Source organism: Cupriavidus sp. MEYA8 (assembly GCF_059278825.1).
The window spans coordinates 42,415-66,604 of the sequence record NZ_CM181221.1 but is presented as its reverse complement, the minus strand read 5'-3'; the positions used below and the strand labels follow the sequence as shown (position 1 = coordinate 66,604).

Annotated in this window: 19 protein-coding genes; 9 read left to right on the top strand and 10 right to left on the bottom strand. The window is 62.2% G+C overall.

The genetic code is table 11. The features are described 5' to 3' along the window. Window positions 1–113: 113 nt before the first annotated feature. The 4 genes from AC5WJ1_RS00250 to AC5WJ1_RS00235 form a co-directional block, all read right to left on the bottom strand. Window positions 114–554 (bottom strand): CBS domain-containing protein, encoded by a 441-nt coding sequence (locus tag AC5WJ1_RS00250; protein WP_133096672.1) that lies wholly within the window; start codon window positions 552–554, stop codon window positions 114–116. Window positions 555–710: 156 nt separating this feature from the next. Next, complete coding sequence (dbpA, locus tag AC5WJ1_RS00245) at window positions 711–2,132, bottom strand: ATP-dependent RNA helicase DbpA (protein ID WP_494476282.1); 1,422 nt, start codon at window positions 2,130–2,132, stop codon at window positions 711–713. A 22-nt stretch (window positions 2,133–2,154) separates the two neighbouring features. Next, entirely contained in the window at window positions 2,155–3,066 is a 912-nt protein-coding gene (locus tag AC5WJ1_RS00240; protein ID WP_494476281.1) for a DUF72 domain-containing protein, read from the bottom strand. 150 nt (window positions 3,067–3,216) lie between these two features. Then, entirely contained in the window at window positions 3,217–4,419 is a 1,203-nt protein-coding gene (locus AC5WJ1_RS00235) for a DUF4382 domain-containing protein (protein WP_135704083.1), read from the bottom strand. A gap of 279 nt (window positions 4,420–4,698) precedes the next feature. On the opposite strand from AC5WJ1_RS00235, the gene AC5WJ1_RS00230 reads away from it, so the two are divergent. Further along, window positions 4,699–6,498: a methyl-accepting chemotaxis protein gene (locus AC5WJ1_RS00230; RefSeq protein ID WP_494476280.1), complete on the top strand. Its 1,800-nt coding sequence runs from the start codon at window positions 4,699–4,701 to the stop codon at window positions 6,496–6,498. Window positions 6,499–6,544: 46 nt separating this feature from the next. On the opposite strand, the gene AC5WJ1_RS00225 is transcribed toward AC5WJ1_RS00230, so the two are convergent. After that, window positions 6,545–6,973, bottom strand: coding sequence for a helix-turn-helix domain-containing protein (locus tag AC5WJ1_RS00225; RefSeq protein WP_135704081.1), 429 nt, complete (start codon window positions 6,971–6,973; stop codon window positions 6,545–6,547). 74 nt (window positions 6,974–7,047) lie between these two features. Here AC5WJ1_RS00225 and AC5WJ1_RS00220 point away from each other — a divergent pair, with 74 nt between their 5' ends. The 3 genes from AC5WJ1_RS00220 to AC5WJ1_RS00210 all read left to right on the top strand — a co-directional run bounded on the left by AC5WJ1_RS00220 (window position 7,048) and on the right by AC5WJ1_RS00210 (window position 10,216). Further along, window positions 7,048–7,938, top strand: coding sequence for a class I SAM-dependent methyltransferase (locus AC5WJ1_RS00220; protein ID WP_494476279.1), 891 nt, complete (start codon window positions 7,048–7,050; stop codon window positions 7,936–7,938). 145 nt (window positions 7,939–8,083) lie between these two features. Further along, a complete protein-coding gene (locus AC5WJ1_RS00215) occupies window positions 8,084–9,214 on the top strand; it encodes a hypothetical protein (RefSeq protein ID WP_494476278.1) in 1,131 nt (376 codons plus the stop codon). 108 nt (window positions 9,215–9,322) lie between these two features. Next, entirely contained in the window at window positions 9,323–10,216 is an 894-nt protein-coding gene (locus AC5WJ1_RS00210) for a hypothetical protein (RefSeq protein ID WP_494476277.1), read from the top strand. Between the two features lie 69 nt (window positions 10,217–10,285). On the opposite strand, the gene AC5WJ1_RS00205 is transcribed toward AC5WJ1_RS00210, so the two are convergent. Then, the gene (locus AC5WJ1_RS00205) at window positions 10,286–10,609 is read right to left on the bottom strand and encodes a nucleotide pyrophosphohydrolase (RefSeq protein WP_133096663.1); all 324 of its coding nucleotides are present in this window, start codon (window positions 10,607–10,609) and stop codon (window positions 10,286–10,288) included. Window positions 10,610–10,764: 155 nt separating this feature from the next. Here AC5WJ1_RS00205 and AC5WJ1_RS00200 point away from each other — a divergent pair, with 155 nt between their 5' ends. Next, window positions 10,765–11,424, top strand: coding sequence for a methyltransferase family protein (locus AC5WJ1_RS00200; RefSeq protein ID WP_133096662.1), 660 nt, complete (start codon window positions 10,765–10,767; stop codon window positions 11,422–11,424). Between the two features lie 40 nt (window positions 11,425–11,464). On the opposite strand, the gene AC5WJ1_RS00195 is transcribed toward AC5WJ1_RS00200, so the two are convergent. Both AC5WJ1_RS00195 and AC5WJ1_RS00190 read right to left on the bottom strand, forming a co-directional pair. Beyond that, the gene (locus AC5WJ1_RS00195) at window positions 11,465–12,679 is read right to left on the bottom strand and encodes a T6SS immunity protein Tli4 family protein (RefSeq protein ID WP_494476276.1); all 1,215 of its coding nucleotides are present in this window, start codon (window positions 12,677–12,679) and stop codon (window positions 11,465–11,467) included. Beyond that, window positions 12,676–14,760 (bottom strand): esterase/lipase family protein, encoded by a 2,085-nt coding sequence (locus AC5WJ1_RS00190; protein WP_494476275.1) that lies wholly within the window; start codon window positions 14,758–14,760, stop codon window positions 12,676–12,678. Before AC5WJ1_RS00190 ends, AC5WJ1_RS00195 begins: the two co-directional genes overlap by 4 nt. Before the next feature lie 1,165 nt (window positions 14,761–15,925). Between AC5WJ1_RS00190 and AC5WJ1_RS00185 the strand changes: the two genes are divergently transcribed. From AC5WJ1_RS00185 to AC5WJ1_RS00170, 4 genes are all read left to right on the top strand, one after another. Beyond that, window positions 15,926–16,369, top strand: a complete 444-nt coding sequence (locus AC5WJ1_RS00185; protein WP_494476274.1) for a hypothetical protein — start codon at window positions 15,926–15,928, stop codon at window positions 16,367–16,369. A gap of 166 nt (window positions 16,370–16,535) precedes the next feature. After that, complete coding sequence (locus AC5WJ1_RS00180) at window positions 16,536–18,101, top strand: recombinase family protein (protein ID WP_494476273.1); 1,566 nt, start codon at window positions 16,536–16,538, stop codon at window positions 18,099–18,101. A gap of 29 nt (window positions 18,102–18,130) precedes the next feature. Continuing rightward, entirely contained in the window at window positions 18,131–19,000 is an 870-nt protein-coding gene (locus tag AC5WJ1_RS00175; protein ID WP_494476550.1) for a ParB/RepB/Spo0J family partition protein, read from the top strand. Next, window positions 18,997–19,950, top strand: a complete 954-nt coding sequence (locus AC5WJ1_RS00170) for a plasmid partitioning protein RepB C-terminal domain-containing protein (protein ID WP_494476272.1) — start codon at window positions 18,997–18,999, stop codon at window positions 19,948–19,950. Before AC5WJ1_RS00175 ends, AC5WJ1_RS00170 begins: the two co-directional genes overlap by 4 nt. 6 nt (window positions 19,951–19,956) lie before the next feature. Here the strand turns inward: AC5WJ1_RS00170 and AC5WJ1_RS00165 are convergent, their stop codons facing one another. Further along, a complete protein-coding gene (locus tag AC5WJ1_RS00165; protein WP_494476271.1) occupies window positions 19,957–21,762 on the bottom strand; it encodes a hypothetical protein in 1,806 nt (601 codons plus the stop codon). Window positions 21,763–22,121: 359 nt separating this feature from the next. Continuing rightward, on the bottom strand, window positions 22,122–24,176 hold the full coding sequence (locus tag AC5WJ1_RS00160) for a DNA recombination protein RmuC (protein ID WP_494476270.1): 2,055 nt from the start codon (window positions 24,174–24,176) through the stop codon (window positions 22,122–22,124). Window positions 24,177–24,190 lie beyond the last annotated feature (14 nt).

Sequence of the window (24,190 nt, the reverse complement as noted above, 5' to 3'; positions counted from 1 at the left end):
AGGCCGCGGGGCATGTCGTCAAACCCCTACGGTTTTCTCCCCTCTCCCGCCCGCGGGAGAAGGGCCAGGGGGCAGGGCCGGCGCATCAATTCCCCACCAGCCCAACGCATTGCCTAATGCCCACCCCCATGGATGTAATGCTCCAGCTGCTCGATGATGAACTGCTGCTCGGAGATGATGTCCTTCACGAGGTCACCGATCGACAGCATACCGACCAGTTCATCGTTTTCCATCACCGGCAGGTGGCGCAGCCGGTGCTTGGTCATCAGCGCCATGCATTCGTCAGTGCTCTGGCCGGCACTGACGTAGATCACCGAGGTGGTCATGATGTCGCGTACCAGCGTCTCGCGCGAAGTACGCTGCATCAGGATCACCTTGCGCGCATAGTCGCGCTCGCTCAGGATGCCCTTGATGTCACCGTGCTCGATGACCAGCAGGGCGCCGATCCCTTTCTCGGCCATCAGCTGCAGCGCGGCATAGACCGTCGCCGTCGGCGGGATGCTGTAGATAGCCTGAGTCGGCTTGGATTCCAGAACCTGGCGTGCAGTTTTCATCACCAACTCCTCTTCCGTCGAGAAATCATGCGGCTGGCGCTACCTGCCTTGCGACCAATGGAACCAGAGTAGCAAAGGAATGCGCCGGCTTACAGGGTGACTTACGCGAATCTTTGTAAGCGATGTTGTGGCGCACCCACGACTGCGGGCTTCCACTTATTCCGTCATCAGTCGCACCTTCACCTTCTTGCCTTTGACCTTGCCGGCGTTGAGCCGCTTCACCGCCTCGCGGCCGATGCTGCGCTCCACGGCGATATAGGTCGACATATCGAGCACGTTGATCTTGCCGATCTGTTCCTTGGTGAAGCCGGCCTCGCCGGTCAGCGCGCCAAGGATATCGCCGGGGCGGATCTTCTCCTTGCGGCCGCCAAGCATCTGCAGCGTCACCATCGGCGGCAGCAGGCGCTCACTGCTCGCGGGCGTCAGTTCGGCCAGCGAATGCCATTCGAACTCGCCGCCGTGGTGCTGTTCGAGATTACCTACGCGTCCCATCTCGTCCATGCTGACCAGGCTGAACGCCCAGCCCTCCTGGTCGGCGCGGCCGGTGCGGCCGATGCGATGCACGTGCACCTCGGGATCGGGCGTGATCTCGACGTTGATCACCGCTTCCAGCTGCGCGATATCCAGCCCGCGCGCGGCCACGTCGGTGGCCACCAGCACCGAGCAGCTGCGGTTGGCAAACTGCACCAGCACCTGGTCGCGATCGCGCTGCTCCAGGTCGCCATGCAGGGCCAGCGCCTGGTAGCCCTGCGCGCGCAGCAGCTCCACCAGCTCGCGGCAGCGCGCCTTGGTATTGCAGAACGCCAGCGTGCTGGCCGGGCGGAAATGGTCGAGCAGCCGCCCGACCGCGCCCAGGCGCTCGCCTTCTTCCACTTCATAGAAGCGCTGGCGGATGGTGGCGTTGTCGTGCGTCGCTTCCAGCTTCAGCGACTGCGGCTTGCGCAGGAACTTGTGGGCAAGCTTGTCGATGCCTTCGGGATACGTCGCCGAGAACAGCAGCGTCTGGCGCTCCTTCGGGCAACGGCTGGCGACGTAAGCGATATCGTCGAAGAAGCCCATGTCGAGCATGCGGTCGGCTTCATCGAGCACCAGCGTGCTGATCGCCGCCAGGTCCAGGCTGCCGCGATCGATATGATCAAGAATCCGGCCCGGTGTACCCACCACGATATGCGCGCCGTGAATAAGGCTATCCACCTGCGGGCGCATCGGCGAGCCGCCGCACAGCGCCAGCACCTTGATGTTCTCTTCGGCGCGCGCGAGGCGGCGGATTTCCTGGGTGACCTGGTCGGCCAGCTCGCGCGTGGGGCACAGCACCATGGCCTGCACGTCGAAGCGGCGCGGATCGAGCCGGTTCAGCAGCGCCAGCGCGAACGCCGCGGTCTTGCCGCTGCCGGTCTTGGCCTGCGCGACCAGGTCCTGGCCCGCCAGCGTGATCGGCAGGCTGGCCGCCTGGATCGGCGTCATCTCGTCGTAGCCGAGCTGCGCCAGCGTGGCGAGCATGGCGGGCGACAGCGGGAGGGTGGAAAAAGCGGGGCCGGCTTGCGGCTGCGGGGGTGCGTGGACAGGGGTCGAGTTCATGCGGGATTATAGCGAGCCGGCGTCAGGCATCCGCGTCGGCGGGCGGCGTCCAGCCCAGCCGCTCCAGCAACGCCTGCGCGGCGGCCGGCGCGCGTTCCTTGGCGCCGTTGATGAAGAAGACAAAGACTTCGCGCTTGCCGCGCTTGGGTGCCGCGGGCTTGCGGTCTTCGAGCACCGGCAGGTCGTCCGGCTGCGCGCCCTGCGCCCATGACTGCGCGCGTCCGGCCCATTCGTCGAGCGCACTGGGGCCATAGCCGGTCTTCAGCTTCTCGCTGCTTTCCATCAGGCGCGCATAGACAAAATCCCCGGTCAAATCCGCCATCGAGGGGAATTTCGGCGAATCGGTGAACACCGTGGCGGCCTTGTACTTGCGCGCGAGCTTCAGGTAGTCCGGCGTCATGAAGCTGTCATGCCGCACTTCGAGCACGTGACGCAGCTTCACGCCTTCGACGGAAGCCGGCAGCAGTTGCAGGAAACCTTCGAAGTCCTCCCCGTCGAACTGCTTGGTCGGTGCGAACTGCCAGACCAGCGGACCCAGCTTGGGGCCCAGCTCGGCAATGCCGCTGTCGATAAAGCGTTCGATCGATTCGGCCGATTCCGCCAGCACGCGCCGGTTGGTGGCAAAGCGCGACGCTTTTACCGCAAACACGAAATCTTCCGGCGTTTCATCACGCCATTTGATAAACGACGAACGCTTTTGCGTGCCGTGATAAGTGCTGTTGATTTCGATCGCGCTGAGGTACCGGCTGGCGTAGGCCAGTTCGCGCGATTGCGGCAGCCTGGCCGGATAGAAGTTGTCGCGCCAGGGTGCGAAATTCCAGCCGCCGATGCCGACCCGGAACAGGCCGCCGGGCTTGCGCCGCGCTGCTGTCGGCGCAGACGCTGGCTCAGCTGCCGGCGCAGGTGCGGACTTGGCCGCGGTGCGTGCTGCCATGGCGCGATCTCCCTGGACGCGAGAGTCCAAGTCTAGCGGGAAACCGCGGCCAGCGGGGCGCCATGCCGAACCGGGCAGGCGCCAGAAACGAAGAAGCCGGAAGCAGGCTTGCGCCCGTTTCCGGCTGGTCCCCCGTTAACCCGGGCCCGCTCAGAACGACAGGTTCTGGATCACATCGGCAGTATTCACATCGACCTGTTGCGTCACCACCGCACCGCTGTTGCTGGTGGCCTGCACGCTGTACTTGCCGCCCGCGGCGCCGTCAGGCTGCAGCGGGATCGGCAGCGAGGCCTGGTAGGTGCCGATCACCGGCGCGGCCACCGGCAGCGCCCGCTCGGTCACGAACAGGCTGTAGGCACCGGTATTGGTTTCCGCGGCGGTCGCCGCGATCTCGAAGGTGCCGCCGTTGACCAGTTGCAGCGCGCGCAGCGTCGCTTCGGCCGAAGCCGGCGTCACCGTGCCCGAGACGCGGCGGTACGCGGAAGTCGGCAGCGACATCGGCGATGCCGAATTCGAGATCGCCGTGCTGCCGCCCGCCACAACCGGCACGCTGCGTACGATGCCCGTGCCACGGCCATTGGCTTCGCCCGGCACCACCACCACGTCGACCGCGCCGGCGGTGCTGCTCTGCTCGATCGGCGACAGCGTGAAATTGCCGTTGGCATCGGCCACCGTCGCCTTCACCACCACGCCGTTGCGCTCGGCATAGACGCGTGCGCCCGGGGCCGAGGCCACCACGCCGGTGACCGCGCCGCTGACCACCGTCGGAATCGCCGTCACCACCGGCTTCAGGCCATAGGTGCCGTTGCCGCGCGTCACCACCGACTTGCAGGCATCGAAGTCCAGCACCAGGTCGGTGAGCGTGCCGGACGCGACCGTGAACGAGCGGTTGATCTTGATGCCGGACTGCACCGCGCTGGGCGTATCGAGCGCCTGCTCGGTACCGCCGGTGGGTACCACGGAGTTGGCCAGCGCACCCGAACCGCCCCCGCGGTTCGCGTCGAGCACCAGCCGTACCTGCTGATAGTTGCCGGCCGGCAGCACGGTCTGGCCCAGCGTGGTCAGCACGCCGTTGGTCAGCGACAGCAGGTCGATCTTGCGCGCGGGCACCACGTCGATATCGACCCAGCCGCCGGCGCCGGGCTCGGCATTGGCGCTGCTGTGCACGCGCACCTTGTTGACGGTTACAAAGACATTGTCATAGCCGCAGGCGGGCGCATCGGTCATCGAGACCTTCAGCGTTCCCTGGCCACCGGAATCATCGCCACCGCCGCCGCCACAAGCGGCCAGCGCGAGCGCGCCGCTCAGCGCCAGGATGCGCAGCGGCGTGGATGAGTGTGAAAGGTTCAGCACGGTGTCTCTCCAATTTTTGTCATAGGTTGATCGGAGAATATGCTGCGAAACGCATACCCGGTGTAAGCCTTTGTAATGCGTTGTAAGGAAGCCTCGCCTCAGTATCCTGAACGACGCTCCGATCACACAGCAAGTGGGTACGTTGCGTCATCAACTTCGGTGAATTCCCCAACATCTCGCCTTCCTGCCTCAAGTCGGCAAGCGGGTGCACCGTATACAGCGGGGTGGAAATCCCACGAACAAACGCCCCCAACGATTCCCTACGAAGGAACTCCCCCGATGTTTAATACCCTCCGCGCCCGGATCATGGCCCTGTGCGTGGCCATTGTCGTGGCCGCGCTCGCCATCAATACGGCGCTGAACCAGTCCGTCGCCAGCCGCTACAACGAAGACGCCATCGACAGCAGCCTAGCCGCCGTGCAGAGCGGCCACACCAGCGCCATCGTCGAATGGGTGGCGTCGCACAGCCAGATGATCAATTCCCTGCAGGACGCCGTGCTGCAGCCCGAACCCGATGCCGCGCTCAGGCAGATTGCCGATGCCGGCCGCTTTGCCAACGTCTACGTCGGCTATGCCGACAAGACCGCCAAGTTCTCCAAGCCCGAAGGCATCCCGCCCGACTACGATCCCACCGGCCGCCCATGGTACAAGCAGGCCGCCGCGGCCGGCAAGCCGGTGGTCACGCCGCCTTATGTCGATGCCGGCACCGGCAAGCTGGTGGTGGCCTTCGCCGTGCCGGTGATCCGCGACGGCGGCATCAAGGCCGTGGTTTCGGGCGACGTCGCCATGGACACCGTGGTCGCCAACGTCAAGGCGATCCATCCGACGCCGGCGAGCTTCGGCATGCTGGTCGCCAAGTCCGGCGAGATCGTCGCGCATACCGACGACAAGCTCACGCTCAAGCCCGTCACCGACCTCATCCCCGCGCTGACCGCGGACACGCTCGGCACGCTGGCCGGTGCGACAACGCCGCTGCAGGTCGATGTCGGCGGCAGCGCCAAGCTGCTCGGAGCGCGCGCCATCGCCGGCACCGACTGGATGGTCATCGTCGCGCTCGACAAGGCCGAGGCCACCGCTGGCATGCGCTCGGTGCTGATCGCCTCGGTGATCGCGCTGGTGCTGATCGCCGGCGTTGCGGCCATCGTGGTGTGGGGCGTGGCGACCATGTCGCTGCGCGGCCTCGGCACCGTGCGCGACGCCATGGACGCCATCGGCTCCGGCGACGGCGACCTGACCCAGCGCCTGCCGGCGCACGGCAACGACGAAGTCGCGCAGATCGCGCGCGCCTTCAACACCTTTGCCGACAAGCTCTGCACCACCATGCGCCAGATCCGCGAAGCCAGCGAATCCGTGCGCGCCGCGTCCGACGAGATCGCCGCCGGCAATATCGACCTGTCGCGCCGCACCGAATCCGCCGCCGCCAGCCTGGAGCAGACCGCGGCGTCGATGGAAGAAATCACAGCCACCGTCAGCCAGTCGGCCAACTCGGCGCAGCATGCCAACGAGTCGGTCAGCACCGCCTCGCGCGTGGCCGCCGATGGCGGCGCGGTGATCGGCGAAGTCATCGCCACCATGGGCCAGATCGAGAACGCCTCGGTCAAGGTCTCGGACATCATCGGCGTGATCGAAGGCATCGCCTTCCAGACCAATATCCTGGCGTTGAATGCCGCCGTGGAAGCCGCGCGTGCGGGCGACCAGGGCCGGGGCTTTGCCGTGGTCGCGGGCGAGGTGCGCGCGCTGGCCCAGCGCAGTGCGCAGGCAGCCAGGGAGATCAAGACGCTGATCGAGTCCACGGTGGGCAGTGTCACCTCCGGCTCGGGCCAGGTCCGGCGCGCCGGCGAGACGATGGACGAGATCGTCAGCAATGTGTCGAAGGTGACCAGAATTATTAACGAGATTACTCACGCATCGATGGAACAGACGCGCGGCATTCAAGAAGTGAATAAAGCGGTCAGCCAGCTCGATGAGATGGTCCAGCAGAACGCGGCGCTGGTGGAGCAGTCGACCGCGGCGGCCGCGGCATTGCAGACGCAGGCGGGAAGCCTGGCGGGGGCGGTGGGGCAGTTCAGGCTGGGGTAAGGGGCTGGCCACGCGAAGGCTGGCCGCAGGCCGCCTTCGCGCCGGCTTAAGCGGCGGCCGTACGTTTGCGGCGCCCGCCAATCGCCCCCGATGCCGCCGCACCAAGAATCCGCCGGAACGTCGGGCATTCCATATGGCTCGGCGCCGGGCACGCAGCCGCGTGCCGCAATCCGTCCCGCATCGCCGTCAGCTTCCGGATGGTCCGGTCCAGCTCATCGGCCTTGGCGGCGAGCAGCTTCCTGTCGATCTGCGGCCCGCCCTGCCGCGAGAACATCCGGGCGATGTCGTCCAGCGAGAATCCCGCCGCCCGCCCGAGCGCGATCAGCGCCAGGCGTTCGAGCACCGCGGCGTCGTACACGCGCCGCATGCCACGCCGGCCGATCGGGGCGATCAGGCCCTTTTCCTCATAGAAGCGCAGCGTCGACGCAGGCACGCCCGCCTGCTGCGCCACTTCGGCGATATCCAGGCTTGTCACCGCTTGACCTCAAGTTGACTTGAACTGGCACAGTGTAGCTTCGCCGCCGCGATGGCGTGCAGGAGGACACAACCATGGGTGACAAGCAGGCAACAAGCAGTGGCGCCGGCGAACAAGCCGCGCTGTGGAACGGCCCGACCGGCCAGGCATGGGTAGCGCAGCAGGCGCTGCTTGACCGGATGCTCCAGCCGATGGAAGCGCTGCTGGCCGGCGCGGTCGATGCCGGCACGGCGCAGCACTTGCTCGACGTAGGATGCGGTGCGGGCGCTACGACGCTGGCCCTCGCGCGGCTGACCGGTGCGCGCGGGCATTGCACGGGCATCGACATCTCCGGCCCGCTGGTGGACATGGCGCGGTCGCGCGCGCAACGGGAAGGCGTGCCGGCCACGTTCGTCCACGCGGATGCACAAGCCCATGCCTTCGCGCCAGGCAGCTTTGACGCCATCGTGTCGCGCCTTGGCGTGATGTTCTTCACCGACCCGGTCGCCGCCTTTGCCAACCTGCGACGTGCCGCAAAGCCGGGCGCCGCGTTGCGTTGCATCGCCTGGCGCAGCGCGGCGGACAACCCCTTCATGACCACTGCCGAGCGCGCCGCTGCGCCGTTGTTGCCGAACCTGCCACCCCGCCAGCCGGGTGGGCCTGGCCAGTTCGCGTTCGGCGATCGCCAGTTGGTGCGGTCCATCCTCGAGGACAGCGGCTGGACCGCCATCGACATCACGCCGGTCGACGTGGCATGCGCGCTGCCGGCGCACGCGCTGGAAGACTACTTCACAAGCCTGGGCCCCGTCGGCCTGGCGCTGCGCGACGCAGACGCAGGCACGCGTGCCCAGGTTGTCGAAGTCGTCGGCAACGCCTTCAGGCCCTATGTGCAGGGCGAGACCGTGCCCTTCACCGCAGCCTGCTGGATGATTACTGCGCGGGCGCCCGCCGGCCCGGAGGCAGAGCACGCAACTGAGCATGGCTGACGCCACGGTTTCGGGCCTGCCGCACTCCACGACCGGGAATGCCTGGGTTGAGTGCGCTACCGCACCGAGCTTCCGTTGTGCAGGTCGAGAATAGGAACCCTTCGGCGCCATCGCGCACCGCATCCCGCTACTGCGGGAAAATTGCATGGCAAGGCTTCCTGGCCGACTGGCCGCCTGCGTCGCGTTCAGCCTGATGCTCACCACGGGTGCGCAGGCGTCGGATATTGCCTGCCATCATGGGCTGGGTTCGCAGGCCGCCCGCTGCGACGGCCAGTCGGCCCCAGGGAATACGTGCAGGCATGCGGACAAGCCGCCCAGTGGCGCGGCCCTCATTTGCGATTACACAATGCTCCGCGGCGCGTATGAACGCGTCTACGCCGAGCAGTTGCAGGGCTTGCGCACCGGGGAGTTCGGGCCGGACGATATCGCCGCATGGCGAAGGCTACGGGATGCCTGCACGTCGGTGCCGTGCCTGGACAGGGCCTTCGCCAACTGGCGCGACTACGCGAGGCAGAAACCCATTCCCGCCGCCGCCGACGCGCCCCCGGGGGTGCCTGCACAACCCGCGCGCGCTACCAGGAAGAGCAAGCCGGATGCTGCCGGACAGAAGGCTGAGGTCCGGCAGCCTACGCCTGTCGGGAAGCCGGAGCCGCGGGTGAAGCAGCAGGAGAGACAGCAGGAGAGGCAGCAGGAGGGGCAGCAGGAAGAGCGGCACGAACGGCAGCAGCGGGACACGCTGCCGGCTGCGGCCGTGGCGTCTACAGAAAGCCGGGAACAGCCCGCCCCTGTCGAGAAGAACCGATCGCTCCCCGATACCGTCTCACCACCTGCGCCGCAGCTTCCGCCTGAGCCTGTGGCCGACAGGAACATCAAGGAGCTTCCCATCGCGCCGGTCACGATCGACCCGCCGCTCCCGGATTCCGCCTCAGTGCCCGCGCCACAGCTCAGGCCCGAGGCCGCGACCGGAAGAGAAACCCCTGAGCGCCCCATCGCCTCGGTTGCGATCCATCAGCCACCTCGCGGCCCAGCCACCCTATGGACCCCCGCCTACCCCGTGGATGGCACCTTGCCACGCAGATGGGAAACGCTTGTCGCGCTGGCGTGGCTGGGGCTGTGCGGGGTGTGCCTGGCCTGGTGGTGCCGGAGGCGGCGGATTGAATGGCTGCCGGATGCCGCGCGCCGACGCGAACGGACGCGGACCGCGGCGCGGATCGTGCTGGTATCGGCGGGACTGATCGCCGTGAACAGCATCGTGCTGTTCTGGATCCTGGCGTAACGCCGGTCATGGCCTTGCGCTCAGGCCGGGATACCCCTGCCGTTCCGTGCGCGACCGCACCGAACATCCGCCGCAGAGCCCCAGAATAGGAGCCCATCGACGCCCCGCTTGCGCCGCCTCCCTCGGCTTGCCCCGGGCGACAGCATGACAAGGCTTCCGGGCCAACTGGCCGTTTGCATCTCGATCAACCTTCTGCTCACCGCCGGTGCGCAGGCGTCGGATATCGCCTGCAAGCACACGCTGCGTCAGCCAGCCGCGCGCTGCGACGATCTGTTCGCCTCCGGCAGCCCGTGCAGGGAGCACCGGCAACCAAGCGCCGCCACCCTGATCTGCGACTACGCGATGCTCTATCGCAATCACGAACGCATTCATGCGCAGCAGCAGCGACTGCTGCGCGCCGGGGAAATCGGGCAGGACGAGGTCATCGCATGGCGCCGGCGCCGGGATGCCTGCACGTCGGTGGCATGCCTGGACAACGTCTTTGCCAGCTGGCGCCCGCACCGGAACCGCAAGCCGGAGCCTCGCGCCACCGCGTCGCAACCCGAGGCGCCCGTGCACAGCATTGCGAAGAACGAGCCGCAAGCGGCACCAAAGATGGCGCCCAGGCTAACGCGGCCGAACGAGCCGCAGCCAGCGCCACCGGACATCGCGCCGCAGCCTCCGCCTGGTCCCGTAGTCGAATCGGGAATTCTTGAAGACCCCGTCCCCCGCGCCGCAGTCGATCGTCCGCCCCCGGCTTCCATACCGCTACGTACGTCGCCGCCGCGCGCGCAGGCACCCCGGCAAACCGGATGGGAATCGCTTGGCACGCTGGCGTGGCTGGGCATGTGCGGCGCGGGCATTTGCTGCTGGTCCCGCAGGACGCGTGGGGAATGGCTGCCGGGCGGGCACCGCCTGCGCGAGCGCCTGCGCGACGCATCGGCCATGGCGCTGACGGTCAGCGGGCTGCTGGTGCTGAATGCGGTGCTGTTCTTATGCATCCTGGGAGCATCCGGCTCATGAGGCCGGGCCGCCGTCGCGCAATGCGACGCAGGCCTGCGTTGCCGATGTCAGCGCATGCAACCCGCCCGCTCACTCCGGCAACGGATACTTCCGGGCATTCATCTCCATCTTGGCGCGCACCGCGGCGTCAAGGTCCACACCCAGCGCCGTCACCAGCTGCGTCAGGTAGATGGTGATATCGGCCAGCTCCTGCTCCACATGCTCACGCTTGTGCGTCGACATGACCTGACGCGACTCATCCTCGGTCTGCCACTGGAAGATCTCGACCAGCTCGGCCACCTCGACGCTCAGCGCCATCGCCAGGTTCTTGGGGCTGTGGTACTTGCCCCAGTTGCGGGCCTCGCCAAAGGCAAAGGCGGCTTGCTGGAGGTTCTGGATGTCGATCAGTGGCATGGCGGGATGGCGTTGGCGTTTCATGGCGCCCAGCTACGTCGGCGCATCGGCAGCGGGGTGAAACCCGCAATTTAAGCACGACCACGCCCGCTCGACAGCCCCGCCTGCCGGGCTTACGCTACACAGGTGCATCGATCGTCGCAGCGGAGGTCTCCATGCGCCCGACTCCCGGCCTGGCATTCGCCACCCTCGCCGGCACCGTTGCCTACCTGGCCATCGCAATCGCAGGCTGGGGCGGCATCGGCGCCTTCTTCGCGCATCCCGCGCGCGTGGCCCTCACCATCGTGCTGTTTGCACTGGCCGTGGCGGCGCTGTTCTCCGGCGGCAACATCAGCAGCGGCATGCGCGAAGACCGCGGCAACCGATGGGTGCTGGGCGCGTTCGGCGTGCTCGGCCTGCTTGCGGCGTATCTGCCGCCCTATACCGACCGAATCGGCTTCTGGACGCTGGATGGCGATACCGTGCGCTGGCTCGGCGTGGCCTTGTTTGCCGCCGGCGGCGTGCTGCGCTTGTGGCCGGTGTTCGTGCTCGGGCGGCGGTTCAGCGGGCTGGTGGCGATACAGCCCGGGCATACGCTGGTGACGACCGGCATCTATGGCGTGATCCGGCATCCGAGCTATCTCGGGTTCGTGATCAGTTCGCTGGGGTGGGTACTCGGGTTCCGCTCAGGCGTGGGGGTGTTGCTGACACTGGCGATGGTGCCTGTGCTGGTAGCGCGCATCCGCGCGGAAGAGGCGTTGTTGCTCGATCAGTTTGGCGATGAGTATGCGGCGTACTGCGGGCGGACGTGGCGGATGGTGCCGGGGGTGTATTAGACGGTCGTCCATCGCGCCGTGCAGCAGTGCAGCGGCTCATTCAATGAGCCTCGCCCATCCACGTCCACACCACCAGCGCTTCGTCGGCGGGCGACAGCCCGAAGCGGACCATCGGCATGCCTTTCTGCCTGACGATGCTGGATTTGCTGGCCACCCACGCTGCCTGCGGGTGCCCGGGCGGAAGCGAGGCGCGCCACATGCCAGACAAGGGCGTGATCTCGTCCGAGCGCACCGTGACGGGACCACCCGTCTGCGTCGGCGGCGCGTTGACGCGAAAGCGCACGCCATCCAGCAGCCTGTTCCAGAGGGCAATGGCTTCCTCGTCGCTCAACGATGCCGTGTCTGCGGCCCCGACACGATTGGCGGCCACCTTCGTGTACATCTTCGCGTTGATCCAGGCGGGGTGCAGCGTTGAGCGTTCCTTGCCCACGGCCTCCCATTCGAAGTCATGCGTGCCATCCGCACGGCGGACCAGCGATTCCTCGCCCTGCCAGACGCCGACCGTACGCTTGCGTTCCCGCAAGGTCGTCAGCTTTGGATAGCGGTGGCCGAGATCCTTCTTTTGCTGGGCGATCGAGGCCAGCAATCCGACGTCATCGGTGTCGTCAACGGTCGCCAGCTTGTTGGAGTCCACCGAAAAGCTGACATCCGGAAAGCTTGGCAGATGGATACCCGCGCTGAAGATTTCCTGGAATGTGCCGGATGCGTCCGCGACGAAGCCGTGGTCAATGCAGACGCCTGGAGCGGTTGGAATGTACGCATTGTCGCGTGGTCGAAGTGCGCGAACTAAGTCGGCATTCTTTCGACCGCCAGACCATTCAAAAAGGTGGGGCCCCGCGGAAACAAATGTATACGTCTCTTCAGCGCCATATTGCTTGGCTATATCACTTTCAAACGAGCGTATTTGGAGGCTATTGATAGTTGCGCCAGGTCCAAAAAATGTAATCTCGGCAGTCTTGCTCTTGGCCAACTCCTTGGCACGATAGGCTTCCGCCATCTCCTTCATGTGGCCAGCAGCTCCGACGTGAGTCACAATCTCGCCAGGAAACTCCTGGAATCCCCACAGCAGCTTCGCTTCCGCAGGGACCTCCATCACGTAGCGTCCAAAGCAAACCTGCTTAGTCTTGGCAAAGAGCGCCTGCAAGCGTGGCGACAGCGCAGCGGGTTCCGACATGTTCTTCTCCGGATAGGCATGCGATTGGCAGCCCGCGAGAAGCAGGGCGGCCAGGGTGATGGTTAGGGCTCGGCGGATCATTGATCCCACCATTCGGCAGTGTTGGCGATCCTGATGATCGAATACAGCGTACTCGCCAATACCAGGTCATTCTTATAGCTGTCCTGATGCTCGTAGCCGGTCTGCCGGAACAGCGTACCGCGCACAGCTTCGGCTGAGGCTTTGGCCGGCACGGTCTGGTCCCCTGCGTCCTCCGGGGACGCCAGGCGCAGCGTCAATGGCTCGGCGCTCGCAGTACGAACAACGATGCGGCCTTCGGCGTCTTCTCTCTCGAGCGTCCACGAGAGCGGGTTTCCGTGCGGCGCCAGATCGGCAGTGTCCGCGCGCCACGTCACACTGCCATAGGCCTTCTGGTAATCGTCATGACCATAGCTGGCGTAGGTGATGGGGTGATACAAGTTCTTGATATCCGCGTGGAATTTCTGTGCCGCCTCAATCTTCACTTTGGCGCGAGTAGCCGGATCCATCTCACGATACGGTTTGTTAGCAGGATTTATCCACGTCGGATTCAGCAGCCGCCACCAGCACTCCGGGTTGCGCCCATAGATGTCATAGACCGGATCGCCAACAGCCACCGGCGCCGCTGGCTTACTCGCGCCCAGCGTGCGGTGCAGTTCCAGATCATCCCGGTACGCTTTCAATGGTTCATCCGACACGATCGGCAACGCCATCACCTGGCGGTAGTCGCATGTTTGCAGACGCAACCAGCCGCGCGGATATGAGGCGTTCGGCAAGAGTTCCAATGCCCCGGAAGCATTGGCAAAGACTGCCGTCACTTCCTTGCCCGTTCTGCCCAAGACATCCCGCGTAAGCTCCCCAGACAGACTGGTCTGCGCCTCGAAGCCTGCGCGCACGCGCCGGTAGGCCGCCCCGGCTCCAAGTGCTGGCTGTACACCGTGGTAGATCCCGAGAATCTTGTCCTTCGCGTTGCCGTAGTCCGGATGTAGCAGCGCGCGGGCAACCAGCCCGCCCATGGAATGAGTGACCACGATCACCTTCTCGCACTTCCGCCCATTGGCCTTGTACATTCCGATGATCTCGTCGATGCGACTGGCAATCTTCCGCGCCGACGTACCGTTGCTTTGCAGCCAGTTGTAGCCCATCGCGTAGACCGGGTACCAGCAGTTCGACACGCGCCGGATATCGTCCTCGGTCAGCGCATCGCCCGCGCCGCCCCAGTAGGCGGGAGCGACGCCCAGCACCTTTACCTTCCTGCCTTGCTTCCAGGTTGGCGAGAGCTCCTTGGACGATGGGACCAACATGTCGTTCATATGCGCCTCCAGCAGCTTGATCACGGTGCCGTACGTCTCGAACATGACTTCGCTCCATCCGCGCCAGCGCGCCTTCTGCGCCGCCGTGGATTCATGATCGCCGCGCCTGGCCTTCCATTCCTCGCCGGCTGGCGGCAGCGGTGCGCTCATCAGCAAGCCGATATCGGGCAGTCCGTCCGGCACATTGCTGTGCCGCTTGTCGGAGTCCACCGTTTCCGCGCCGGTCATGTCGAACTTGCCGGCATCCTCGGTGATTTCATAACGGTCCACTTCGGTCGCGTCGGGGTCGAAGTTCCGTTGCCGCAGGGCTGGCGAATCCCTGCGACGGGCAAGGGCGTCCCAACGGTCGTCGGGACGCCATGCGATGTTGTCAGTACGCCCGATCTCCTTCTGGCGCGTGCGGCTCATGCGCAAATTACTGCCCATGATGCCCGGCAGAAAGATGATGGGAATCACCCTGGCAGGCGGCACCTGCAGGCTCACGCGCCGCTTGTCGGTCGAAGGCGTCAGGGCAATGGTGGCACCGGCGTGCCCACCGATTCCCGATTCGTCCGACACGGTTTGTGCCGTATTGCTGCGCAGGTACTTAGTATAAGACCCCTTGAAATAGGTCGAAGGTGCGCGGCTGTAAACGGTGCCATCGATCTCTATGGCCACGTGGCCGAACTGTGAACCACGACTAATCAGACGGCCATCGAAGATCACGACTTCGATGAACGCTCGCTCGACTTGAACAGGCTTTGGTTCGTCCGCCGACACGGGCGTGGTCGTCCGCGTTGCCTGGCGAATCAAGGTCTTGCCAGAGGTTGGAGATACGAACTGATTCGTCATGGCTCACCCCTCAACGAAGATTGTGACGTCTTCCGCCTGCGCGTCAGCTGCCAATAGGTGCGTTCTGCCTTCAACGTCAGTTACGCCAAACTCAGCGTTACCACTGGCTCGACGTATCGCATATTCAGTGCTGGCACCCGACGATACTATCTTTTCTGCCGGAAGGTTCTTGAATGATCCGCGGCCAACGCTAGCTGAAATGCAGCCACCGGAGGCATTTACCGCAGCGAGAAAAGTAATTGCCGCCAAAGTGCGCGGTAAGGATGGAAATGACTTGGTTGAATCCGCCACCTCTTCTTGCCAATGCTCTGGGAGTGGTGATAACTAATCGGATGCAACAAAGTCGCGAGGCGCAAAACTCGAAAGCAAGTCGAAATCCTACGCGAACGGCAGCACAACCGCAAACCTTATCAAGCAACAACAAAGAATACTCACGACGTCCGAAAGAAAGTGTTAGCGCATAGGACTGAACAATCAAACGCTCCAGCGCATAAGGTTCATTTAATTAAGGCTAGAATTTTCTAGATCATCAAATAATCCAGCCTCAATCGATGTAAAAAAAAGCCAACGCGACGCGTTGGCTTTTTTATCATTTCAGGATCGAGTTGGCGTTTTGTAGACGGATACAAAAGCTAAGAAAGAGAGCCTTGCTGGGCAAGGATTTGCGGGGAGGGCGCACCCATAAGGCGAGAAAACGGAACCCGTAAAATGAGAAATTCCGCCTGTGGCCTTCTCGAGCCTGGCGCCGAGCGAGCGGCTGATTGAACCTGTCCCATCAGCGGACGACGTTCGCGCTCGCACGCAGTTTTTCAAAAAGTCCGCTTGAAGTAAGCAAATTCTAGCGATTTTCGCGGGTGATGGGAATCTGCTGCGTGCGCACCGAAAAACCCTCTATCCAGTCTCAGGCCGGTGATTTCGGGGGCGGGGCGAGACGGCCGCGCGCCCGTAGCAACCGAGCTGGAGAGAGCCCATGAAATCGACCAGTGACTTTCGGGTTGACCGAAACATGTGCGACTTCGGGCATGGACGGTCGTGACTCGTCCGAAAAATGTGCGATTCGCCTGCAAGACTGTCCGAAAATTGTATGTTTCTGGCGCTCCAGAGTCCGTCGTGACAGGTCGAGAGGTCTGCGTGCGCCCGTCGCAACCCGACCTGGAGGGTATTCATGAAATCGACCCGCCTATGTCTCGCCTGTGGCAACGCGTTCGTGCCGCTGCTGCATGTTCCCCACCAGCGTTATTGCTCCTCGAAAGCCTGCCAGCGCGCTCGTCGACGTGACTGGCAAAACCGCCGACTTCGTACCGACAACGATTATCGCGATAACCAGGCGCGGGCCCAGGCAAAGTGGCGCTCGACCCACTCAGGCTATTGGCGCGAATATCGAACTGCACATCCAGTGTATTGCGAGCGCAACCGGAGCATGCAGCGGATACGCAATGCAAGGCGGACTTTCAAGCCGATTGCAAACATGAATGTCTTCGGGCGCCATCGCCAGCTGGGTTCGGGCTTCTACGTCCTGTGCCATGCCGATGAGACGGGCGTTGCAAAAATGGACGCGTGGACCGTCCACATCGCCGTGCTGTCTGCACCCGCAGCGCCACCCATATGATTGCAAAGAGATGACGTGATTCACCCTGGCGTCGTGCCTGCTACCCTTGCCTCACCAAGGTTCGCTTTCAAACGCCACCACCTGATGTGAAGCCGTGGTGCTCGCATTTGAGGCTCCCTTGTGCTCGGTGCCTTCCGCGGTCTATGTCTGAGTTGCGGAGTGAAAAATGTCATCCAATCACGCGGGTGCAGCAGTCGTAGCCGACTCCTTGGCAGGACGGGCAGCGGAGTATGTCCGCATGTCGACCGAACATCAGCAGTATTCGACCGAGAATCAGCGCGACAAAATTCGAGACTACGCAACCCGTCGCGGATTCGAAATCGTCCGCACATATGCGGATGAGGGTAAAAGTGGTCTTCGAATCGACGGTCGCCAGGCACTTCAAAATCTCATTTCCGATGTGGTCAATGGCAACGTTGATTTCCGCGTAATCCTCGTCTATGACGTGAGTCGATGGGGGCGATTCCAGGATGCCGACGAGAGCGCGTATTACGAGTACATTTGCCGCCGTGCTGGCATCCAGGTTGCGTACTGCGCGGAGCAGTTCGAGAACGACGGCTCACCTGTCTCGACCATCGTGAAAGGGGTAAAGCGGGCAATGGCTGGCGAGTACAGTCGAGAATTATCCGCGAAGGTCTTCGCCGGCCAGTGCCGTTTAATTGAGATGGGCTTCCGGCAAGGAGGGCCTGCCGGCTATGGGCTGCGCCGCGTATTGGTCGATGAACACGGTCTCCTGAAGGCGGAACTATGCCGTGGCGAACGTAAAAGCCTACAGACGGACCGGGTAATTCTCATGCCGGGGCCGGAAAGCGAGGTACGAATCGTCAACCTAATCTACAACTGGTTTATCGACGAGTCGCTCGACGAATACGAAATAGCAGCTCGCCTGAATGGTATGCATGTGCGGACTGACCTGGACCGAGAGTGGACACGAGCCACGGTACGAGAAGTATTAACCAACGAAAAATACATCGGCAACAACGTATACAACCGAGTGTCGTTCAAGCTGAAAAAGATGCGCGTGACCAACAGCCCGGACATGTGGATTCGAAAGGAAGGGGCATTTCAGGGGATTGTTCCGAGCGAAACCTTCTACACGGCTCAGGGCATCATGAGAGCCAGAGCGCGTCACTACTCGAATGAGGAGCTAATCGAACGATTGCGCAACCTGTATCGTAGTCGCGGGTTTCTGTCTGGCGTAGTGATTGATGAAACAGATGGCATGCCTTCTACGTCGGTCTATGTGTACCGATTCGGTAGTTTAATTCGCGCCTACCAGGCAGTCGGTTTCACCCCAGGACGAGACTATCGATACATTGAAACCAACCGTTTCCTGCGACAACTGCATCCGGAAATCGTCACGCAGACGGAAAGGAAAATCGCCGATTTGGGCGGGGCGGTGATACGCGACCCGGCTACCGACCTGCTGACGGTCAATGACGAGTTCACGGCCTGCATCGTGCTCGCGCGCTGCCAGGCTCATGATAATGGCCGAAATCATTGGAAGGTGCGCTTCGATACGAGCCTCCTGCCGGATATTACTGTGGCGGTGCGGCTCGACCAAGCGAATGCCTCGGTGCTGGACTACTATCTGTTGCCACACCTGGATTTTGGACAACCTCGTATTCACCTCGCTGACCAAAATCCAATCGAGTTTGAGAGCTATCGCTTCGATACGCTGGACTACCTCTATGGCATGGCCGAGCGTGCACGTCTCAGGAGAGTAGCGTGAACTCGCGGCAGCAGCTCGGAGAAATCCGGATGGTCCCCGTCGCTCAGATTGAAGTCATCAATCCGCGAGAACGCAATGGTCGCGTTTTCAAGGAAATCGTCGACAACATCAAGACCATCGGTCTCAAGAAGCCTATCGTGGTCACGCCGCGAGCAACGGCTGGCGGCATAGAAAAATACCTGCTCGTGTGCGGCGAAGGGCGATTGAAGGCATTTCGCTCGCTCGGGGAAGCGACTATTCCCGCCCTCGTTGTAAGCGTGAGCGACGAGGACGCGTTCGTCATGAGTTTGGCGGAAAACATCGCGCGCAGACAGTGTCGCCCACTCGAACGGCTTGCCGGCATTCGGCAATTGCAGGAGCAGGGATATACACCGAAGGTCATTGCTGAAAAGACAGGCCTTACGCCGGCTTACGTTAACGGCATCCTCACGCTGCTGCGCCAGGGAGAAGAGCGACTTGTCGTTGCGGTCGAGAAGGGCCTCGTCCCCCTGAATGCGGCCCTTACGATTGTTGGCGCCGGCGACGACGACGCCGAAATACAAGCGGCACTTCAGGAGGCCTATGAGTCGGGAAAATTGCGGGGCAAGCAACTAATGAACGCGCGCCGTGTCATCGAGCGCAGAAAAGTACTCGGGCGAAGCACGGCGCACAACATGACGAGCAAGTCCGCCGCTGTCACGACATCGAGTCTCGTGCGGACGTATGAGCACGAGGTAGAACGTCAGAAGTCCATGGTGAGAAAGGCCGAGTTCACGCAACAGCGGTTGCTATTTGTGGTGGGTGCATTGAGGCAACTGTTTGCCGATGAGAACTTCATCAACCTGCTGCGTGCGGAGGGACTGGCCAGCCTGCCGAAGTATCTTGCCGAACGCGTTTGGCCAATCGGGAGGCCCGCATGACTGGCGTAACTCTTGGATTCATCCCCGAGCCGTTGTCGGTACCGGTCACTAGCATCTTGCCGTCGCGCAGAATACCGGCACCCGTGGTGGAATCGCGCAAATTTAAGCAGATAAGAACCTCCATTGAGGAGGTAGGCCTCATCGAACCGCTATCTGTAACGCCTGCAGACCAGTCTTCCGGGCAACATGTTCTGCTGGATGGGCATCTACGCTTACTTGCCATCCAGGACTTGGGGTACGAGCGGGCTGCCTGCCTTGTCGCGACCGATGACGAGAGCTACACGTATAACAATCGCGTCAATCGCCTCTCTACAATTCAAGAGCACTACATGATACGGCGAGTAATTGACAGAGGCGTATCGCCTGAACGATTGGCGAAAGCTCTTTCCGTGGACGTGTCTCAGATTATAAAGAAGATGTCACTGCTCGACGGCATTTGCCCGGAAGCGGCTGAGCTGCTCGGGGACCGGCAGTTCTCCGCAGAGCTTGTTCGCGCTATTCGCAAAATGAAGCCGACGCGGCAAGTCGAATGCGTTGAGTTGATGGTGGCCGCGAACAATGTGTCCGTCTCCTACGCCGAGGCCTTGTTGGTGGCTACGCCTGCAGCGTGTCTTGTGAAGGGAAAGAAGCCTCGCAAACTGACCGGCGTGAGCCCGGAGCAGATGGCGAAAATGGAGCGGGAAATGAGCAATCTGCAGGGACAGTACAAGCTTGTGGAGCAGACTTACGGCCAGGACGTACTAAACTTGGTGCTTGCCAAGGGATACCTAGCCAAGCTCCTCGAAAATGAACCTGCTCGGCAATACGTTACCCAGCGACATCCGGATTTGATGGTGGAGTTCGAGTCCATCGTCGCGACCATTTCTCTCGACCAGCAGCAATGCGGCGCGCCCCCCCTAACCGAGTCCTCACAGGAGCGGCCATGCCATCCGTTGCGGGCAATGGGTTGAATTCACTTATAGCAATGGGGCTCGCAACATTCTCGCTCTCAATTTACCTATCGATTTGTCGCGCAGCCAGAACGCCTTTCGATATTGAAGCGAGAGTTCCGCATGTTGCAGAACTGTATACGTGTCCTCTGGCGTCAGCTGGTCGGGAGCCATATCCCTGGACGAGCGGGCCGTAACATCCATAAGGTGTTGTTGAACCACTACAAGGTTGGAGAAGTCCAGTTCTTGCGCTTCGTACTCCATGGTGCAGTCGAGGTCGCGCCGGGCGAAGAGCACATGCCCCTGGAGGAGATTTCGAAATGTATTCCACTCGTACATGGTGATTCCGCGCCGTGTACACATGTCAAAATTTTCAACCGTGTGAACAAGAAGAAAGCGACTTCTCTCGCTCAGTGGTCCTGCGCCTACCAACTTCTTTCCGAGCTTACTTACTAGACGTTTGCGAACCTGCTCTGAATCTATCAGCTCGCGGAGGCGGCTGAGTTGACCGATACCGTGGTTGATGTTTTTACTTCGATTGAACTCGTCGAGTTCGTCGCGCAAATATGGCTGAAGCACCTGGGCGCGGTGTTTCACTTGGCAAAAGTAAAAGAGGTGCGTCGCTTTGTCGTAAATGACGATGTCAGCGTCGTACTTGGCGTTCTCGTCCTTGAATTCTGACCAAGCCATAAAGCGCGAGCTGTCGAGCCTGTCCTGGATATATTGGAGAAGGTAGTCACGTTCGAACCAGTGCCCGATGGGGGAACCGATTTCGCTGAATTGTGGCTGCACATAGCGTTGCACCACAAACTTTAAATTGAGGCCGTGGACGTGCAGGTGCCGAGGGTCGTCCGCTTGAGTAATAAACTGGTCGCCGGGAGGTTGCGCGGCGGATTCAGCCAATAGCGCATCTACGTCTGCATCGCCGAACCCTGCTTGCCGTAAGTCCTCGCGCGAGATTGAAGCCAGTGGACGGTCTTCCAAAACAACGTGCGAGAAGTCACCAACGTCCCGTAGAGCTGCAAGGGAATGAATCCAAACAAAGCACAGAAGCTCGGCGCGCGCCCAAAGTTTCCGCACCGCAGCGCCGTTCTTTGTCTGCAGAAGTCTTGGGATGTAGCGCCGGTGCAAGCATAGAAACTTATCAAGAATGGAATCGACCCAAGCTTGAAAGAACACAGCCTGCCTTGCCGGTCCGTCAAATTGATGAAGGCTGCGAGACACCAGCAGAGCTTTTTGAGCGTCCGCCATGTTGCTCTGCTGCGCCCAGTACAGCGAGAACCAACGTATCTTGTGTGCGGCGTTCAACCGAGCAGGAATGACGTAATGCATGGTGCGGCCAGCATTACTAGCGGCTTCGAACATACCGGCCATCAAGTGGACAGCGACCTCACATTTTGCGTAGAGCGCCAGGAGCGAGGCTCGAGCCGGTCCAGATAATTCACTCCATCGAATGTTCGCTTTAGCCAGGTCTTCCTTGGCCAGCCCAAGGTATGCCTCGACCGCGATGCCTGTATTGGGTCCCATTGGCTCACGAGAGCCGCTCGGTCCCAGTGTGAATGCGCCAATCCCCACGTCCAGGGCGGCAGTACCCAATCTCCGAGGTCGTTCTTGAAAGACATGCCGCAAGACGCTCTTTTGCAAGAAGACAATTGAATCAGCCAATGGCGACGGCACGTGTTCGAGCACTTCTTCACGCGAGCATTTCCATGGTGACCTTAAGAGCGAATATGCTGTGCGTCGCGCATCGGCGGGAAGATGTTCGAGATTTTCGGACAGATGCTCAAGCCAGTGAGCTGATGCCGAGCCATCGATGGGAATGCCGTGATGCATGTTTGTCGTTGTTTGTGTAAGTCGATTGCGTGTGGGCCCCGCATGCGGTTGCTGTTTGACCCCCACGCTCTCTGCGTCATTTGTCGGCTGTCGAGCGAACATGTGGACCACTGCTTTGTCCTATAGGGACAGGGACTTGCAGCCAGCAATCGTTACGAACGGACCGCATTGACTGCTGCACGGGGGGCGGATTCGAACATGCTCCGCTTGGCCTCGGTGTTCACGGTTGGACCTTGATTACCGCACCCGCTCTTGACACTGCTCCCTTGTCAGGAGCGGTGCGACAAGGGCCAGTGTTGGACGAGTCTGCCGTAGCAGCCTGACCGCTGGATTCATGATGAAGTGACGTCATTACAGAGTCACTGGTTAGCTGGTTCTGTCTCGCCTGGCGGCTGGCTGGCCGGCAGATTGCCCAGAGCAGCGTCATCATCCTCGTCCAGTCCCAGCAACTCCTCCGTCGCCAAGGCCGCAGGCTGGGCTGCAACTGGCAGCGCCTCAACGTCCCGCAGCTTCCGCTGAACTGCCCTAGTTCTCCGGCCCACCTCATCAAACTTTTTGGCAGCGGCGTCAATCGATTTCTTGGTGGCATCAACGATGTCGCCGAACTTCTGAAACTCGGTCTTCACGCTACCCAGAATCCCCCACACTTCCGACGAGCGCTTCTCGATTGCCAGCGTGCGGAAGCCCAGCCGCAAGCTGTTCAGCATTGCCGCAAGCGTCGTCGGCCCGGCCACTACGATGCGGTGCTCGTTCTGAAGAGCCTCGACTAGGCCCGGGATGCGAGCAACCTCCGCGAACAGTCCCTCGGTAGGCAAGAAGAGGATGGCGAAGTCTGTCGTGTGAGGAGGGCTGACGTACTTGGTCGAGATTTTCTTGGCTTCGGCTCGGATTGACGACTCGAACGCGGCCGACGCTTGCTGGATAACGGCCTTGTCCAGGGCGTCGTGTGCGTCCTGCAACCGTTGGTAGTGCTCTATCGGATACTTCGAATCAACGGGCAGCCACACCGGCGCGTCATCGCCCTTCCCCGGCATCCTGACGGCGAACTCGACGAGGTCGTTGCTCCCGGGAACCGTCTTGACGTTGCGGTCGAACTGCTCCGCCGTTAGCAGGCTCTCCATGATGGCGCCCAACTGCACCTCGCCCCACGTGCCGCGGGTACGGACATTGGTCATGACTCGCTTGAGGTCTCCCACGCTTCCGGCAAGATTCTTCATTTCACCCAAGCCGGCATGAACCTGTTCAAGCTTCTCGCTGACCAACTTGAAGGAGTCGCCCAGCCGCTGCTCAAGCGTCGCGTGGAGCTTCTCGTCGACGGTCCGCCGCATCTCTTCAAGCTTGGTCGTGTTGTCTTGCTGGATGGCAGCTAGGCGTTCATTCAATGCCGTGCGAAGCTGCTCTGAACTGGTCTGCGTTCCATGTGCCATAACGCCGAGTTGCTGCGCAACAGCCTCTTGCAACGTCGCGAATTGATTCCGAATCTGGCTGCCATTGCCCTCCAGCTGCTCCTTCAAGGCAGTGGCCATCACCCCAAGCTGATTGGTGATGTCTGCCTTGAGAGAGTCAAGGGTGCCCCGAGTGGACGCGGTGAGGGCCTCGAAGCGCTCCTGGATGCGTGTCTCGAACGCCGTAGCACTTTCGGACAGAGCCTGACGAGACTTCCCGGTCTCCTGCGCCACAGTACCCAAGTGCTCGGTCATTTCAGTCCGAAACTTCGCCAGCGCTTGGGACGTCTCAGTTCGAGCATTCGCTGCGTCGGTCTGTGCCTGGGTGAGCAAATCCATCAACGCCTTGCTGGAAGCATCAAGCCGGCCGGTGAGCGCGATTTGCAGCGCCTCGAATCGCGCCGCCAGCGATGTGTCAAACGACCCGAACCGCTGCTCGAGCTTTGTCTCAAAGGCACTGAATGCGTTGGTTAGCTCGGTGCGGCCGCTTCTCGCTTCCTCAAGCGTCTGCCCCAACTTCTCGTCGACGACCTTCCGGCTCGCCTCCAGGCTTTCCGCCGTCGTTCTCTGCAGTTCGGTCACGCGCTCGCCAACGCTGCTCGAAAGCGCACCAATCTGCTGCCCAAAACGCGTCTCGAAGGCTTGGAAGGCTTGGTTGAGCTCCGCGCGACCGTTCCGAGCCTCAGCCACGGTGCGCTCGAGCTGCTCATCCATTGCCTTCTTGGAGGCGGCCATCGCACCGGCGGTTGCCTCTGTGAACCCGCGCAGCTGCTGCTCGATGCGCTGCATGCCGCCCTCGTTGCGAGAGACTGCTTGCACCAAGCTCTGGGAGGACTGTTCGAGCAGTCCCAGCCTCGCATTGAGGTCCGCGGGCGTCTCAAACTTTGTTTTGCGCAGCAACAGCGCCAACAGCAGCACCAGCGAAACAATGCTCAGCGCAACGAGGACGTAGAAGGCAGTTTCGGTCATGTTGTTCCTAGGTT